This is a genomic window from Prauserella cavernicola, assembly GCF_016595675.1.
Classification (GTDB): domain Bacteria; phylum Actinomycetota; class Actinomycetes; order Mycobacteriales; family Pseudonocardiaceae; genus Prauserella_A; species Prauserella_A cavernicola.
In genome coordinates, this window is the sequence record NZ_JAENJH010000003.1 from 171395 (window position 1) to 186014 (window position 14620).

Annotated in this window: 15 protein-coding genes; 6 read left to right on the top strand and 9 right to left on the bottom strand. The window is 70.7% G+C overall.

The window, feature by feature from the left end; genetic code table 11:
* Positions 1-9 precede the first annotated feature (9 nt).
* The 3 genes from JHE00_RS14105 to JHE00_RS14115 are packed head-to-tail and all read right to left on the bottom strand — an operon-like array spanning position 10 to position 2490.
* A complete protein-coding gene (locus JHE00_RS14105; RefSeq protein WP_200318516.1) occupies positions 10-786 on the bottom strand; it encodes an SDR family oxidoreductase in 777 nt (258 codons plus the stop codon).
* The gene (locus JHE00_RS14110; protein WP_200318517.1) at positions 786-1955 is read right to left on the bottom strand and encodes a hypothetical protein; all 1170 of its coding nucleotides are present in this window, start codon (positions 1953-1955) and stop codon (positions 786-788) included. The genes JHE00_RS14105 and JHE00_RS14110 overlap by 1 nt, the downstream gene beginning before the upstream one ends.
* A 52-nt stretch (positions 1956-2007) precedes the next feature.
* Positions 2008-2490: a nuclear transport factor 2 family protein gene (locus JHE00_RS14115; RefSeq protein WP_200318518.1), complete on the bottom strand. Its 483-nt coding sequence runs from the start codon at positions 2488-2490 to the stop codon at positions 2008-2010.
* A gap of 55 nt (positions 2491-2545) precedes the next feature.
* On the opposite strand from JHE00_RS14115, the gene cysD reads away from it, so the two are divergent.
* From cysD to JHE00_RS14130, 3 genes are read left to right on the top strand one after another with little or no spacing between them, the layout of a single operon-like run.
* Entirely contained in the window at positions 2546-3457 is a 912-nt protein-coding gene (gene cysD / locus JHE00_RS14120) for a sulfate adenylyltransferase subunit CysD (protein WP_372440450.1), read from the top strand.
* The gene (gene cysC / locus JHE00_RS14125; protein ID WP_200318520.1) at positions 3457-5277 is read left to right on the top strand and encodes an adenylyl-sulfate kinase; all 1821 of its coding nucleotides are present in this window, start codon (positions 3457-3459) and stop codon (positions 5275-5277) included. Before cysD ends, cysC begins: the two co-directional genes overlap by 1 nt.
* Positions 5274-6023 carry a 3'(2'),5'-bisphosphate nucleotidase CysQ gene (locus JHE00_RS14130; RefSeq protein WP_200318521.1) on the top strand — a complete coding sequence of 250 codons (750 nt, stop codon included), beginning with the start codon at positions 5274-5276 and terminating at the stop codon, positions 6021-6023. Before cysC ends, JHE00_RS14130 begins: the two co-directional genes overlap by 4 nt.
* Here JHE00_RS14130 and JHE00_RS14135 read toward each other — a convergent pair.
* Entirely contained in the window at positions 6016-6687 is a 672-nt protein-coding gene (locus tag JHE00_RS14135; protein WP_230424141.1) for an SGNH/GDSL hydrolase family protein, read from the bottom strand. The genes JHE00_RS14130 and JHE00_RS14135 overlap by 8 nt on opposite strands.
* A 142-nt stretch (positions 6688-6829) precedes the next feature.
* On the opposite strand from JHE00_RS14135, the gene JHE00_RS14140 reads away from it, so the two are divergent.
* Both JHE00_RS14140 and JHE00_RS14145 read left to right on the top strand, forming a co-directional pair.
* A complete protein-coding gene (locus JHE00_RS14140; protein WP_200318522.1) occupies positions 6830-7465 on the top strand; it encodes a TetR/AcrR family transcriptional regulator in 636 nt (211 codons plus the stop codon).
* Positions 7466-7543: 78 nt separating this feature from the next.
* The gene (locus JHE00_RS14145; RefSeq protein WP_200318523.1) at positions 7544-8170 is read left to right on the top strand and encodes a DedA family protein; all 627 of its coding nucleotides are present in this window, start codon (positions 7544-7546) and stop codon (positions 8168-8170) included.
* On the opposite strand, the gene recQ is transcribed toward JHE00_RS14145, so the two are convergent.
* The 4 genes from recQ to JHE00_RS14165 all read right to left on the bottom strand — a co-directional run bounded on the left by recQ (position 8160) and on the right by JHE00_RS14165 (position 11988).
* Positions 8160-9986, bottom strand: a complete 1827-nt coding sequence (recQ, locus tag JHE00_RS14150) for a DNA helicase RecQ (protein ID WP_200318524.1) — start codon at positions 9984-9986, stop codon at positions 8160-8162. The genes JHE00_RS14145 and recQ overlap by 11 nt on opposite strands.
* Before the next feature lie 99 nt (positions 9987-10085).
* Complete coding sequence (locus JHE00_RS14155; RefSeq protein ID WP_200318525.1) at positions 10086-10445, bottom strand: DUF1801 domain-containing protein; 360 nt, start codon at positions 10443-10445, stop codon at positions 10086-10088.
* A 2-nt stretch (positions 10446-10447) separates the two neighbouring features.
* Complete coding sequence (locus JHE00_RS14160; protein WP_200318526.1) at positions 10448-11245, bottom strand: alpha/beta fold hydrolase; 798 nt, start codon at positions 11243-11245, stop codon at positions 10448-10450.
* The gene (locus JHE00_RS14165; protein ID WP_200318527.1) at positions 11242-11988 is read right to left on the bottom strand and encodes an SRPBCC family protein; all 747 of its coding nucleotides are present in this window, start codon (positions 11986-11988) and stop codon (positions 11242-11244) included. The genes JHE00_RS14160 and JHE00_RS14165 overlap by 4 nt, the downstream gene beginning before the upstream one ends.
* Positions 11989-12107: 119 nt before the next feature.
* On the opposite strand from JHE00_RS14165, the gene JHE00_RS14170 reads away from it, so the two are divergent.
* The gene (locus tag JHE00_RS14170; RefSeq protein WP_307831936.1) at positions 12108-13157 is read left to right on the top strand and encodes a M48 family metallopeptidase; all 1050 of its coding nucleotides are present in this window, start codon (positions 12108-12110) and stop codon (positions 13155-13157) included.
* Between the two features lie 373 nt (positions 13158-13530).
* Here JHE00_RS14170 and JHE00_RS14175 read toward each other — a convergent pair whose 3' ends face one another.
* Positions 13531-14400 carry a Vgb family protein gene (locus tag JHE00_RS14175; RefSeq protein ID WP_200318528.1) on the bottom strand — a complete coding sequence of 290 codons (870 nt, stop codon included), beginning with the start codon at positions 14398-14400 and terminating at the stop codon, positions 13531-13533.
* Between the last annotated feature and the right edge of the window lie 220 nt (positions 14401-14620).

The window sequence follows — 14620 nt, forward strand, 5'->3', positions numbered from 1 at the left end:
GCAGTCCCCTCAGTGGTGGTACTCGCCGCCGTTGACGTCGAGGCACTGGCCGGTGATCGCTCGCGCGAGCGAGGAGGTCAGAAACACCACGGCGTCGGCGATCTCGTCGGGTTCGGGCAGCTTGCGCAGGTCGATCGTCGCCGCGGTCTCGTCGTAGACCTGCTGGGCCTCGACCCCGCGCTGCTCGGCGAGATAGCCGAAGTACCACTGCAGTGTGCCCGCCCAGATGTAGCCGGGAGCCACCGAGTTGACGCGGACGCCGCGAGGACCCAGTTCGGTGGAAAGGCTCTGGGCGAGCGAGAGTAGGCTCGACTTGGCCATCTTGTACGCGCCGAACGTGCGCCGGGAGTGCCGCAGCACCGCGGAGTTGATCATCACGACCGAGCCGCCGCCGCGCTCGAGTTCGGGCGCGCACAGTCGCGTGAGCCGGAGTGCGGCGAGGACGTTGGTCTCGAACCCGGTGCGCACGGCGTCGAGGTCGACGTCGAGCAGGTCGGTCATCGGGGGGATGGCGAACGCGTTGTTCACCAGTGCGTCCACGCGGCCGAACGAGTCCACTGTGGTCCGCACCAGCTCCTGGGCCGCGTCGCCGTCGGTGATGTCGGTGGGCACCGTCACGGCCCGCCTGCCCAGCTCGGTGACCTCCTTCGCCACCTCGTCGAGGTTTCGCCGCGTGCGTGCCGCGAGCACCACGTCGGCGCCCGCGTTCGCGCACCGCAGTGCGATCGACCTGCCGAGCCCTGGCCCGACCCCGGATACCACGACCACCTTGTCCCGCAACAACATCAGCCGAGCATCCTCGTCGCGACGGCGATCTGGCGGGCGGCGATGCGCTCGGCCCACTCGGCCGGGCTCACCCGCGCGTGCTCGTAGTGCGGGAGCCTGCCGGGCAGCTCCGCCACGTCCACCACCTCCACCTCGGGCCCGTCGGCGGGCTCCAGTTCGCGGCTCAGTCGTTGCCAGCGGATCTGCACGAACCCGCGTGCGTGCCCCAGCCGTTCGAGCCAGTTTGCGACGCCGGGGTCGCGCTCGCTGATCACGAACCGGATCCGGCCGTCGGGGTCCACGCGGGCCTGGTCGGCGGTGAGGCTCGTCTGGTGGTTGACGTAGTCGAGCGAGACGTACCACCGGCTGCCGAGCTGGATGCCCTGGTACGGCGCGTCGGACGCGGGGACGCTGACGATCATCGCCTGGTCGTGGTCCAGCTCGTAGTGGCCGACCGACGAGAACTGCGTGGCGAGCCCTCCCGGTGTCGGGCGGGGTTCGGTCATCGTGTTCACGGGCAGCTTCAGGTAGAACCACTCGGGAAACGCGAGGAACGTCCGAAGCCTGCTGAGCAGGATCTTGCCCGCCACGCCGTAGCGCTTCTCGATCGTCGTGCGGTCCTTGGGCGCCGGCGAGGAGCCGAGCCGGTCGGCGCGGTGGATGCGCAGAGTGCCGCGCTCCTCGGCGGCCCAGTCGCTGTAGACCTCGCGCACCACGAGCATCGCGGAACCCTTGCCCAGCACGAAGTATCCCGGCCCGGCCTTGCTCCGGTCGGGACCGAAGCGCAGCTCGAACCGGCCGTCGGAGCCGATCTCGAGCGCGCGGTCGTCGAACGCGGTGAGGCTGTCGGGTACGTCCACCGGCGAGTAGTCGCCGTTCAGCACCTGGAAGCTCAGGTCTCGCGTGCTGCCCCGGGTTCCGGTGACGACGTACTCGGCGTCGTCGCGCAGATAGGAGTGGAAGTACAGCGCGTCGGGGTTGTCGAGACCCATCTTGGTGTAGGGCCCCGTGGAGGTGACGAAGTACGGGAAGTCGCGTTCGTAGGCCCAGGCGAGCTGCAACGACGCCCTGATGCTTCCCGCGAGGTAGTCGTAGCCCTCGATCAGGTCCTGTTCGGTCTGGATGTGCGGAGCTTCGGCGATGACCTTCTCGGCTTCGGCGACCGCGTCGGCGAACGTCTGGGTGAGCACCCGATCAAGATTAGAACTCGTTCTACCTTTCGGTCAATGGCGGCTATGGCGGCTATGGCAGACCGTCGGCCCAGTGGTTAGCCGTGAGCTTGAAGCCGGGCAGGCCGCCGAGTGGGAGCAGGTACTCGTAGGTGCGCGTGTAGCCGGTGTGCAGAATCCGCCACGCGCCGTCGGCGCCGCGCGTGTAGCGGTCCTCGTAGAACGCCGCGCCCGCGATCATCGTGTTGTTGTGTTCCGTGGCGAGCACGGTGTCGGTGAAGCTCCATGTGCCCGTGGCTCGCTCACCTGCGATGTCGATCTCCGGCTGCCCCGCCGCGTGGGTGGTGATGATGCCGGGGCCGAGAGTGCTGCGCAGGAAGTCGAGGATCGCGTCGCGGCCGGTGAACCGGAGCGGCCCCCCGTTGGACGGCGTTCCGTACTCGGCCGTGGCCTCGGGTGCCAGGGTGTCCTCGAGTTCGTCCCAGAGCTTGAGGTCGACGCAGCGGAGGTAGCGGTACTTGAGGCGCTTGATCTCTTCCAGGGCGACGATGTCCATGCGCCCAGCTTCGCGGTTGAGCTTGACCAGTTGCAAGAACTTGTTCTAATTTCCAGTGGTGACCGGGTACGAGCTCTCCCAGCTGAGCATGCTCGAGGCCGAAGCCGTGCACATCCTGCGCGAGGTGGTGGCCACCTTCGAACGCCCGGTGCTGTTGTTCTCCGGGGGCAAGGACTCCGTGGTGATGCTCCACGTGGCCGCCCGCGCCTTCTGGCCCGCTCCCGTGCCGTTTCCCGTACTGCACGTCGACACCGGTCACAACTTCGCCGAGGTACTGGAGTTCCGCGACCGGGTGGTGGCCGAGCTCGGCGTGCGGTTACTCGTGGGCAGCGTGCAGGACGACATCGACGCGGGCCGGGTCGTGGAGGAACGCGGCCCGCGCGCGAGCCGCAACCGGCTGCAGACGACGACGCTGCTGCGCACGATCGGCGAGCACTCGTTCGACGCGGTGTTCGGCGGCGCGCGCCGCGACGAGGAGAAGGCGCGAGCCAAGGAGCGCGTGTTCAGCTTCCGCGACGAGTTCGGGCAGTGGGACCCGCGCAGGCAGCGGCCCGAGCTGTGGAACCTCTACAACGGGCGGCACCGCCGCGGCGAGCACATCCGGGTCTTCCCGCTGTCCAACTGGACCGAGCTGGACGTGTGGACCTACATCGCGAGCGAGCGCATCGAGCTGCCCCCGCTCTACTACGCGCACCGCAGGCAGGTGTTCCAGCGCGACGGAATGCTGCTCGCCGACACCGAGCACGCAGGCCCCCTCGATGGAGAGCGGTCCTACGAAGCCACGGTGCGGTTTCGCACCGTCGGCGACGCCACGTGCACCGGGTGCGTCGAGTCGAGGGCGGCCACCCCCGAGGACGTGCTCGCCGAGGTCGCGGCCAGCAGGGTCACCGAGCGCGGAGCGACGCGCGCCGACGACCGCATCTCCGAGGCCGGAATGGAAGACCGCAAGAAAGAGGGGTACTTCTAGTGCCCTCGCTGCTGCGGGTCGCCACCGCCGGCAGCGTGGACGACGGCAAGTCCACGCTGATCGGGCGGCTGCTGCACGACTCCAAGACCCTGTTCACCGACCAGCTCGCCGCCGTGGAGCGCACCAGCAGGCAACGCGGCGAGGACGGTCCCAACCTGGCGCTGCTCACCGACGGCCTGCGCGCGGAGCGCGAGCAGGGCATCACCATCGACGTCGCGCACCGCTACTTCGCCACGCCAGCGCGCAAGTTCATCATCGCCGACACCCCCGGCCACGTGCAGTACACGCGCAACATGGTCACCGGCGCCTCGACCGCGGACGTCGCGCTGATCCTCGTGGACGCGCGCAAGGGTGTGGTCGAGCAGTGCAGGCGGCACGCGTTCCTCGCGAGCCTGCTCGGCGTGGGCCACCTCGTGCTGTGCGTGAACAAGATGGACCTGGTGGACTTCTCCCGCGAGCGCTTCGACGCGATCAGGCAGGACTTCGCTCGCTTCGCGATGAAGCTGGACGTGCACGACCTCACCTTCGTGCCCGTCTCGGCGCTGCACGGCGACAACGTGGTGCACCGCAGCGACTCGATGCCCTGGTACGAGGGCTCGTCGCTGTTGCACCACCTCGAGCAGGTGCACGTGGCCTCCGACCGCAACCTCATCGACGTGCGGTTGCCGGTGCAGTACGTGATCCGCGGCGGCGACTTCCGCGGCTACGCGGGCACGATGGCGGGTGGTGTGCTCAAACCCGGCGACGACGTGCTGGTGCTGCCCTCGGGCTTCTCCACCACCGTGCGCTCCGTGCGGGGCCCTGGCGGTGTGGAGCTCGCCGAGGCGTTCCCTCCGCAGGCCGTCACGGTGGAGCTGGCCGACGAGCTCGACGTCGGTCGCGGCGACCTGCTGTGCCGCCCCGGAAACCGGCCGCACGTGGGAGGCGACCTCGACGCGATGGTGTGCTGGTTCTCCGAGCGCGCGCGACTCGAACCCGGCACCGACTACGTGCTGCGCCACACCACCCGCGAGACGGCGGCGACCGTGGCCGAGCTGGACTACCGGCTCGACGTCAACACGCTGCACCGCGACGAGAGCGCGACGTCGTTGTCGCTCAACGAGATCGGCAGGATCCGGTTGCGCACCAGGCAGCCGCTGCTGTTCGACCCCTACCGGCGCAACCGGGTCACCGGCGGGTTCGTGCTCGTCGACCCCGCCACCTTCGACACCGTCGCCGCGGGCATGATCACCGGCCCCCGGCAGGCGGGCACCGGCGTCACCTGGCAGTCGGCGGCCGTCACGCGCGAGCAGCGGCCGGGCAGGGGCGCCACGATCTGGCTCACCGGGCTGCCCGGCTCCGGCAAGTCCACCGTCGCCGTGGAACTGGAACGCAGGCTCGTCGCGCTCGGCCGCTCCGCCTACCTGCTCGACGGCGACAACCTGCGACACGGCCTCAACAGCGACCTCGGCTTCAGTCCCCGCGATCGCGCCGAGAACGTCCGCCGTGCAGGCGAGGTCGCCGCGCTGTTCGCCGACGCGGGCGTGGTGGCGGTGGTGTCGCTGATCAGCCCGTACCGCGCGGGCCGCGAGGAGGTGCGCGCACTGCACGAGCGAGCGGGGCTGCCGTTTGTCGAGGTGCACGTGGACACTCCGCTCGAGGTCTGCGAGGCCCGCGACCCCAAAGGCCTCTACGCGCGGGCCCGCGCGGGCGAGCTGCCCGGCTTCACCGGGGTCGACGACCTGTACGAGCCGCCGAGCGCTCCCGAGCTCGTGCTCCGGCCCGACGACGGCGACCCGGCCACGCTCGCCGCGAACGTGCTTGCTTTCCTGGAGCGGTGACCACAGACGCACGACTCGCCGCCGAGCTCGCCGAACAGGCGGGCGCGCTCCTGCTCGACGTCCTCGCCGACGCCGGGGACCTGGAACCGAAGGCGCTCGGCAAGCGCGGGGACGCCGAGTCCAACGCACTGCTGCTCGACCGGCTCGCCACGCACCGGCCCGGCGACGCCGTGCTGTCCGAGGAGTCGGCCGACGACCTGGCCCGCCTGGACGCGAACCGCGTCTGGATCGTCGACCCGCTGGACGGCACCCGCGAGTTCGCCAAGCAGGGCCGCTCCGACTGGGCCGTGCACGTGGCGCTGTGGGAGGCGGGCCGTGAGATCACGGCGGCCGCCGTCGCCCAGCCCGCGCTCGACGTGGTGCACGCCAGCGACGACGTGGTCGATGCCGGTGCCCGGCGCGAGGGCCGTACGCGCATCCTCGTCAGCGACAGCAGGCCGCCCGAGTTCGCCGCCCCGGTCGCGCGGCGGCTCGACGCCGACCTCGTGCCGATGGGGTCCGCGGGCGCCAAGGCGATGGCGGTGCTGCGCGGCGAGGCCGATGTCTACGTGCACGCGGGCGGCCAGTGGGAGTGGGACTCGGCCGCGCCGGTCGGGGTGGTGCTCGCCGCCGGGCTGCACGCCTCGCGCGTGGACGGCTCCGCGCTGCGCTACAACGAATCCCACCCGTACCTGCCGGACCTGGTGATCTGCAGGCCGGAGCTGGCCGACGCGCTGCTGGCCGCGATCGCAGAGGAACTCAGCTAGCCAGGTGGCCCGCCAGCAGGCGCAGCGTCTGTGTCGCCGCGATCGCGTGGCCGCGGCCGTTGACGTGGATGCCGTCGGCGCTGTAGATCGACGCCTCCGCCGACGCCGGGTGCGAGGTCAGGTCCACGTGCCACGCGCCAGTGCGGCGGGCCACCTCGCGCGTGCGGTGCGACAGCTCGTGCAGCCGCCTGCGCAGACCATCGGCGACCTCGGGTGCGAGCACCGGTGACGCGGAGATGTCGAACAGGCCCAGCGTCACCACCGCCGCGCCCGACTCGCGCAGCGCCCGCACCATCGCGGTGAGCACCACGTCGACCGCGCCCGGGTCGTACGAGCGGCGCAGCATGTCGTTGCCCCCGCACGTCACCACGGCCAGGTCTGGCCTGAAGGCGAGCGCGGGGGAGAGCTGGAACCGGCTCACCTCCTCGGCGAGCAGGCCGCGCTTGCCCAGGTTCAGGTACTCCAGCGTGGGGTTGTGCGCGCGCAGCACGGATACCACGCGGTCGGCCCACGGCCGCGGCGGATAACCGTCGACCAGGTCGCCGACACCCTCGGCGACGCTGTCGCCCAGCACGGCCACCCGTCGCCACGGCGAGCCGGACAACAGCGGCAGCAGGACCTCGTCGGTCAGGCAGTGCGGATCGGTGCGTTCGCTCATGGTCATCTCTTCACCTCAAAGTAGGTGGACACTCGTACAGTAAACATGCGCAGTTCGAGGGTCAATGAGTCTCTTCGCCTGTGTCTTTGAACTGGACGTGTGTCCCGTGGTCTAGGCTGAGCGGACGGACCGAAGGGCAGGTGTCGGCATGGCCGGGACGCGGGTGGACAAGCGCGTCGAGCGCGGACAGCACTCCCGCAGGGCGATCCTCGGCAGAGCGATGGACGTCGCGTCGGTCGAGGGGCTCGAGAGCCTGTCTGTGCGCCGCCTCGCCGCCGAGCTCGACCTCAGCAAGAGCGGCGTGTTCGCGCAGTTCGGCTCCAAGGAGGAGCTGCAGCTGGCCACCGTGCGCGCCGCCGTCGAGGTCTATGTCGACAAGGTGGTGAAACCGGCCAACCGGACCCCGGCCGGCATCGGCAGGGTGCGGGCCCTGTGCGAGTCGTGGCTGGCCTACGCGCGCGAACCGGTGTTTCCCGGCGGGTGTTTTTTCCTCTCCGTCTCCGCCGAGTTCGACGCCAGGCCGGGTCGCGTGCGCGACGCCGTCGCCTCCGCGCGCCGCGACTGGCAGCGTCTCTACGAGGCCACCATCGAACAGGCGCGCGGGCTCGGGGAGGTCCGGCAGGACACCGACGCCGCCCAGCTGGCGTTCGAGCTCGACGCACTGGCCAGGGGCGGCGGCCAGGACGCGCTGCTGCACGACGACTCCGCGATCTACGAGCGCGTGCGCGTCGGCCTGCTCGCGCGGCTACGCGCGGTGGCCACGGACCCCGGCCTGCTGGACTGAGCCCGCGCGCGGTCGCCGGAACGTACCTAGGCTGGACGGACAGGTGCGGTCCGGCTCCGGATTCGAGAGGTGTCGCCGGTGTTCACCGAGGTACTCGACTGGTTGCGCGACCTTCCCCCGGCGGGGTTGATCGCCGCCGCGGGCCTGCTCGTCTTCGGGGAGTGCACGCTCGGGCTCGGCTTCATCGCGCCGGGCGAGACCGGCCTGTTCATCCTCGGGACCACGGTGGACAGCGTCCCGGAGTTTCTCGTGATGTGGGTGGTCACCACGGTCTGCGCGATCGCGGGCGACTCGGTGGGCTACGCGATCGGCTGGAAGCTGGGTCCGAAGCTGCGCCAGACCAAGCTCGTGCGCAAACACGGCGCGAACGGCTGGGACCGCACCACCGACGTGCTGCGCCGCCGCGGCGCGTGGGCCGTGCTCATCGCGATCTTCCTGCCCGTGCTGCGCACCCTCATGCCCGCCGCCGCGGGCACGGCGAAGCTGTCGCTGCGCAAGTTCCTGCCCGCCGTCGTGCTCGGCGCGGCGGCCTGGTGCGCGCTGCACATCGGCATCGGCGTGGCCGCTGGTGAGGCGGCCAGGCAGATCGAACGTGCGGTGGGTGCCGGCAGCTGGATCGTGCTGGGCGTGGTCGCGCTCGCCGTCGTCGTGGTGATCGTGGTGCGGCGCAGGCGGGCGAAGACCGCCGACGACGTCACGAGCTGAGCGCCTCCAGCAGCTTCTCGCCGTACTTGGCGAGCTTGTTCTCACCGACCCCGTTGACCCCGCCGAGCTCGCCCAGCGTCGAGGGCTGCTCGGTGGCGATCTGGCGCAGCGTCGCGTCGTGGAAGATCACATAGGCGGGCACGCCCTGCTCCTTCGCGGTGGCCGCGCGCCACGCCCGCAGCCGCTCGAACACGGGCACGGCCTCCTCGGGCAGGTCCGCGGCCTCGGTGCGGCGCGACTTCGAGCTCGCCTTCGCCGCGCGCTTGGGCTCCCTGCGCATCTGCACCGTGCGGCCCTGGTAGAGCACCTCGTCGCTGGCCTCGGTGGCGACGAGCGTGCCGTAGTCGCCCTCGACGGCGAGCAGGCCCTTCGCCAGCAGCTGCCGCACCACGCCACGCCACTCGCTGTCGGCGAGGTCGGCGCCGACGCCGAAGACGCTCAGTGAGTCGTGGTCGTGCTGGGTGACCTTGGGAGTCTTCTTGCCGAGCAGGATGTCGATGATCTGGCCGGCGCCGAACTTCTGCCTGCGCTCGCGCCGCAGCCGCACGACGGTGGAGAGCAGCTTCTGTGCGGCGACCGTGCCGTCCCACGACTCGGGCGGAGCCAGGCACGTGTCGCAGTTGCCGCACGCCGTGCCGTCCTGGCCGAAGTAGGCGAGCAGTTGCACGCGCCTGCAGTCGACGGTCTCGCACAGCGCGAGCATCGCGTCGAGGTGTGCGCTCTGCTTGCGGCGGTGGGCCGCGTCGCCCTCCCCGCCGTCGATGAGCTTGCGCTGCTGCACCACGTCCTGCAGCCCGTAGGCGAGCCACGCCGTGGACGGCAGTCCGTCGCGGCCCGCGCGGCCGGTCTCCTGGTAGTAGCCCTCGACGGACTTGGGCAGGTCGAGGTGGGCGACGAACCGGACGTCCGGTTTGTCGATGCCCATGCCGAACGCGATGGTGGCCACCACCACGAGCCCGTCCTCGCGCAGGAACCTGGCCTGGTGCTCGGCGCGGGTCTGCGCGTCGAGCCCGGCGTGGTAGGGAACCGCCTCGATTCCGTTGCGCACCAGGAACTCCGCGGTCTCCTCGACCGACCTGCGCGAGAGGCAGTAGACGATGCCCGCGTCGCCGGAGTGCTCGGTGCGCAGCAGCTCCAGCAGTTGTTTGCGGGGCTCGTTCTTGCCGACGATGCGGTACTGGATGTTGGGCCGGTCGAAGCTCGCGACGAAGTGGTGGGCGCCCTCGAGCTTGAGCCGTGTCGAGATCTCGGCGTGGGTCGCTCTGGTGGCCGTGGCTGTCAGCGCGATCCTCGGCACGTCCGGCCAGCGCTCGTGCAGGTCGGACAGTGCGAGGTAGTCGGGCCGGAAGTCGTGGCCCCACTGGGAGACACAGTGCGCCTCGTCGATCGCGAACAGCGCGACCTTGCCGCGGTCGAGCAGAGCCAGCGTGGAGTCCACGCGCAGCCGTTCCGGGGCGAGGTAGAGCAGGTCGAGCTCCCCGGCGAGGAACTCGGCCTCCACCATGCGCCGCTCACCGGGATCCTGCGTGGAGTTGAGGAAACCGGCGCGAACGCCGAGGGCGCGCAGCGCGTCCACCTGGTCCTGCATGAGCGCGATGAGCGGGGAGATGACCACCCCGACGCCGTCGCGCACCAGCGACGGAATCTGGTAACACAGCGACTTCCCGCCACCGGTCGGCATCAGCACGAGTGCGTCGCCACCGCCGGCGACGTGCTCGACGATCTCCTGCTGACCCTGCCGGAACGAGTCGTAACCGAAGACCCGGTTCAGGACCTGCAGCGTCTCGGGAGTCTCGGGCGTCGCGGGTGAAGTCACCCCGGCGATCCTACGGAAGGCGCCGCCCCGCCGGGCGAGCCGCTGTCGCGGACCGGCGGGGCCGTGGTGGTGAAGGGAGCGTTCACCGCGTGCGGATGCTCAGTAGAGGTCGCGCGCCTGCTCGAGCCAGCCGGTGAACAGCGCCTCGTCGAGGTCGGCGAGCCCGCGCAGCTTCACCCCGGCCATCTCCCTGGCCCCGTTCTCCAGCCTGCCCGAGGGATCGGTCACCGACCGCCCGCGCCACAGGCTGAACGTCAGGTGAGTCGCATAGCCCTTGATCAGGCACACCGGGTCCCTGCCCGGCGCACCGCCCGCGCTCCACACGGGATGTCCGTGCCACACCGCCTCGTTCGCCTCCGGTAGCGCCGCGCGGATCACCGGGAGCAGCTTCTCGGCGACCTCCCGCAGCGGCTCGGCCAGCGAACCCACATAGGCCTCGACCGTCTCGAACCTCGCCATCGTCACTGCCCGTCCAGGAACTCGGCCAGCACGGGCGCGAGCACCTTTTCCTTGATCATGTGTGTCTGCCCCGGCAGCGTCCGGTACCGCGCGTTCGGCAACAGCCCGGCCAGCGCGCCGACCCCGTTGCGCATCCACGTCGGGCTCTTGCCGCCGTCGGCGACGAGCGTGGGCACCGTGACGCCGTTCCAGCGATCCCTCGGCAGTGGCTCGCCCTGCTGGAAGCGCGTCACGAACGCGGCGTCGTAGGGCAGCGTCGGTGCCACGCCCTTCAGCTTCTTCCACACCGGCATCAGCCGCATGAGCGCGATCATGAAACCGGGCACCTCGACCTGTCGCATGAACGTGGCGACCGCGTCTCCCGGCCTGCCAGCCGCCAGCGAGCGTTCGTACTGCTCGGCGAGATCGGCGGGCAGCGGAGGCCGCGAGTCGTCGACGACCAGCGGCGGTTCGTACAGCGCCAGCTTCCGTACGGCGAGCCCGCTGTTCGCGGCCTCGAGCGCCAGCATCGCGCCCGAGGAGGCGCCGAACAGATGCGCCGAGCCGCCCGCTTCCCGAAGCAGTGCGGCGAGGTCCTCGAGTTCGCGCTCCACGGCGTACGGCGCGGTGTCGCCGCTCTCGCCTCGGCCCCGGCGGTCGTAGGTGTAGACGGTGAAGCGTGGCGTGAGTTCCTTCGCCAAGGCCGTCATCGGTCCCTGGCCGCGGTAACACATCGCGCCGTCGACGAGGATCAACGGGTCGCCCTCGCCTGTGCGGTCGTAGGCGATCCTGGTGCCGTCGGCCGAGGTTACGGTGCTCATCGGAGGTTTCCTTCCTGGGAGTGCCCGGCCAGCCAGGCCTGCCACTCCGGCTCGGTGTCCACAGTGGAAAAGAAGTGGTGGCCCGCCACCAGTGCGCCGTGGAACCCCTGCAGGACCCGGTACAGCGCGTCGTCGGTGCGGATGCCGATGGTCTGCGAGTTCGCGGAGTAGACCACGCCCTCGACGACGCGTCCGTCCACAGTGAACCGGACGCGGTCGCCCTCGGCGGGCTCGTCGCCCAGTCCGAGCGCCGCCCTGACGCTCGCCCAGGTGCGGGTCCAGTCGCCAACGGGCGGGCCGAAGACCGTGAGCGGAGCGGCGGTCCGGCCCGCGAAGTGTGTGAGGTAGGTGGCGAGGGTGTCGAAGAACAGCGCACCGCCCTTGCTCATGGCCTCGAACTCGTCGGCCCAGTCGTCGCCGGGGATGAAGCCGCTGGTGACGACCTTCAAGACGGTGCTGCCGCCGCCGCGGCCCTCGATCAGGAACTCGTAGGCGACGAAGCGGCCGTCCTCGTCTTGCTCGCCGCCGTAGGCGAGCCGCGCGCCCGGCTCCCAGGCCGTGATCGGCGCCTCCGGCGCATAGCCGCCGAAGAGCGTGCTGACCGTGCCGCCCTCGCCGGGCACGACGTCGTTGCGGCCCATGAACCACGAGTCGATGCCGGGACCGGTCGCGATCGCGTCCCAGACCTGCTCCGGTGTCGCACTCAGCTCGACCTTGTCCTGCCGTTCGAATCGGTGGCCCATCTCAGCTCTCCTTCGTGTGCGAACAGGAGAACTGTCCCACCGACAAATAAAGTTGTCAAGACGGTTCGTGTTGTCGGTCGCTCACGCTAGGCTGACGCGACATCATCGAGGGGGAACGTGTGAACAGCGACGTGCAGGCGGGTACGGCAGGTACGGCAGGCAGAGTCAGATTTCCCGGCATCAGCCCGAGGGCCTACGAGCACCCGGTCGACCGGGGCGCGCTGGCGACGCTGCGAATGGTGCCGGGCTTCGCCGACGTCCTCAAGACGATGGCCGGCTTCTTCCACGAGCGCGGCGAACGGCTGATGGCGCTCGGCTCGGCGATCCGGGTCGGGCCGACGCAGTACCCGGAGCTCGACCGGCTGCGGAACGAATGCGCCGAGGTGCTCGACATCGATCGGGTGCCGACCGTCTTCGTCGCCCGCGGCGCCGAACCCAGCGCCATGACGATCGGCATGGACGAGCCGTTCATCGTGCTCTCCACCGGGCTCGTTGAGCTGCTCGACCACGACGGCCTGCGGTTCGTGCTCGGGCACGAGATGGGCCACGTCCTGTCCGGCCACGCCGCCTACCGCACGATGCTGCTCCGGCTCGTCGAACTGCAGCTGAGCATGTCGTGGATGCCGGTGAGCGCGCTCGGGCTGCGCGCGGTGATCGCCGCGCTCAGCGAGTGGTTCCGCAAGGCGGAGCTCTCGTGTGACCGCGCGGGGCTGCTGTGCGGGCAGGACCCGCAGGCCGCTCTGCGGGCGCACGTGCTGCTGGCGGGTGGTGTCGACCCCGCGCAGGTGGACATCCCGGCGTTTCTGCAGCAGGCCACCGAGTACGCCTCGGGTGAGGACATCCGGGACAGTTTGCTGAAGCTGCGCAACATCGAACTGATGTCGCACCCGCTCGCCGTGGTGCGCGCGGCGGAGCTGCAGAAGTGGGCCGCCTCGGCCGACTACCGCGACATCCTCGCCGGCGACTACCCGCGCCGCGACACCGACGAGCCGCAGGCCAACTGGTCCTCGGACGTCAAGTCCGCCGCGAAGTCCTACAAGGACTCGTTCACCGCGTCCACCGACCCGCTCGCGAAGGTCTTCGCCGACGTCGGCGAAGCCGTCTCCGGCGCGGCGGGCAAGGTCTGGACCCGAGTCAAGGGCAACGGAGACGCCCCACCCTCCGCCTGACCCGCGTGTCGTGTGCCCGAACCCGCGAGTCCCGCGCCCGGGCTCGTGAGTTGCGCGTTCGGGTTCGTGAGTTGCGCGCTCGGGGCCGCGAGGTGCGCGCTCGGGTTCGCGAGGTGCGCGCTCGGGTTCGCGAGGTGCGCGCTCGGGACCGCGAGTTGCACGTCTGGCTCGCGAGTCGTGCACCCCGGCGCGCGAGTCGTGCGCGCCCGGGACCGCGAACTGTGCTCCATGGGTCCCTGATCCGGCGCTCCGGGCCGCGAACTAGCCGCCTGGCCGCGAGTCGTGCGTTCGGCCCAAGCGCGTAGGTCTTTCCGATCGGCTTCCCGGCCGGCGCCCATCGCCGCGGTCAGGCACCCGACCCGCGCTCACCCGATCAGCGCGGCGAAAGCCGTGCCAGCGCACCGATCTCGAGCGCCACCCACACCGCGCCGTCCGGTCCCACGGTGATGCCGTGCGGCTCGGACGAAGGCCGGGGCAGCGCGTGGTGCTCCATCGAGCCGTCCTCGTCGACGTGCCCGACCCGGCCCGCGCCCCACTCGGTGAACCAGTAGCCGCCGCGCGGGTCGGCCACGATGGCGTGCGGTCGCGCGGCCCGCTCCGGCAGCGGGAACTCGGTGATCTCGCCGTCGGGCGTGATGCGGCCGACCTGTCCCGCGCCGATCTCCACGAACCACAGCGCGTCGCGGCCGCTCATGATGCCTACCGGCGCGGCGGACTCCGTCGGTAGCGTGTGGACGGTGACGTCGCCGTCGGTGGTGATCCGCGCGATCGCGTTGGCCTGGTTGAGACAGCACCACAGCGCGCCATCCGGCCCGGTTGTGATGGCCGCCGGGTAGGAGCCGTCGGGCAGCGGGAACTCGGTGAGCTCTCCGCCGGGCTCCAGCCGGGCGATGCGATCGGTGTTCATCTGGGTGAACCACACCGCGCCGTCAGGTCCGGTCGTGATGCCGTAGGGACCCGCTTCGGGAACGGCGAACGTCGAAACCGTGCCGTCGAGCGCGATGCGGCCCACGCGATGGCCTGCGAACTCTGTGAACCACAGCGCGTCGTCCGGCCCCGTGGTGATCACGGTCGGCTGCCCCGTCGGCGGATCGAGCGGGTAGCTGATGACGTCGCCGCCGGTGGTCATCCGGCCGATGCTGCCACTGCGGACCTGCGTGAACCAGAGCGCGCCGTCGGCTCCCGTCGCGATGCCGTACGGGCCTTCGTCGCCTGCCGGAAACTCCACGATGGACACTGTCATGCGCTCAGGCTACGGGCGCGGGCAACCGGTTTGCGCTCACCACATCACGTCGTCCCACTCGACGTCGTCCGGTGGACGGCGCAGCCAGTGAACGAGCCGCCGCCACGCTCGTCGGGCCGCCTGAAGCGCGCGGCGGAACACTCTGCCTCCAGGAAGGTCGGATCTGACCTGGAGTCGCCGGGCATGGCCGGTGCGTCACAGAGTCGCCCGGTGCCGATGC

Bases quoted from the DNA above. Each gene is read 5' to 3' on its own strand.
- JHE00_RS14105 (WP_200318516.1), bottom strand. From the start codon at position 786: ATGTTGTTGCGGGACAAGGTGGTCGTGGTATCCGGGGTCGGGCCAGGG.
- JHE00_RS14115 (WP_200318518.1), bottom strand. From the start codon at position 2,490: ATGGACATCGTCGCCCTGGAAGAGATCAAGCGCCTCAAGTACCGCTAC.
- JHE00_RS14135 (WP_230424141.1), bottom strand. From the start codon at position 6,687: ATGACCATGAGCGAACGCACCGATCCGCACTGCCTGACCGACGAGGTC.
- JHE00_RS14140 (WP_200318522.1), top strand. From the start codon at position 6,830: ATGGCCGGGACGCGGGTGGACAAGCGCGTCGAGCGCGGACAGCACTCC.
- JHE00_RS14155 (WP_200318525.1), bottom strand. From the start codon at position 10,445: ATGGCGAGGTTCGAGACGGTCGAGGCCTATGTGGGTTCGCTGGCCGAG.
- JHE00_RS14160 (WP_200318526.1), bottom strand. From the start codon at position 11,245: ATGAGCACCGTAACCTCGGCCGACGGCACCAGGATCGCCTACGACCGC.
- JHE00_RS14165 (WP_200318527.1), bottom strand. From the start codon at position 11,988: ATGGGCCACCGATTCGAACGGCAGGACAAGGTCGAGCTGAGTGCGACA.
- JHE00_RS14175 (WP_200318528.1), bottom strand. From the start codon at position 14,400: ATGACAGTGTCCATCGTGGAGTTTCCGGCAGGCGACGAAGGCCCGTAC.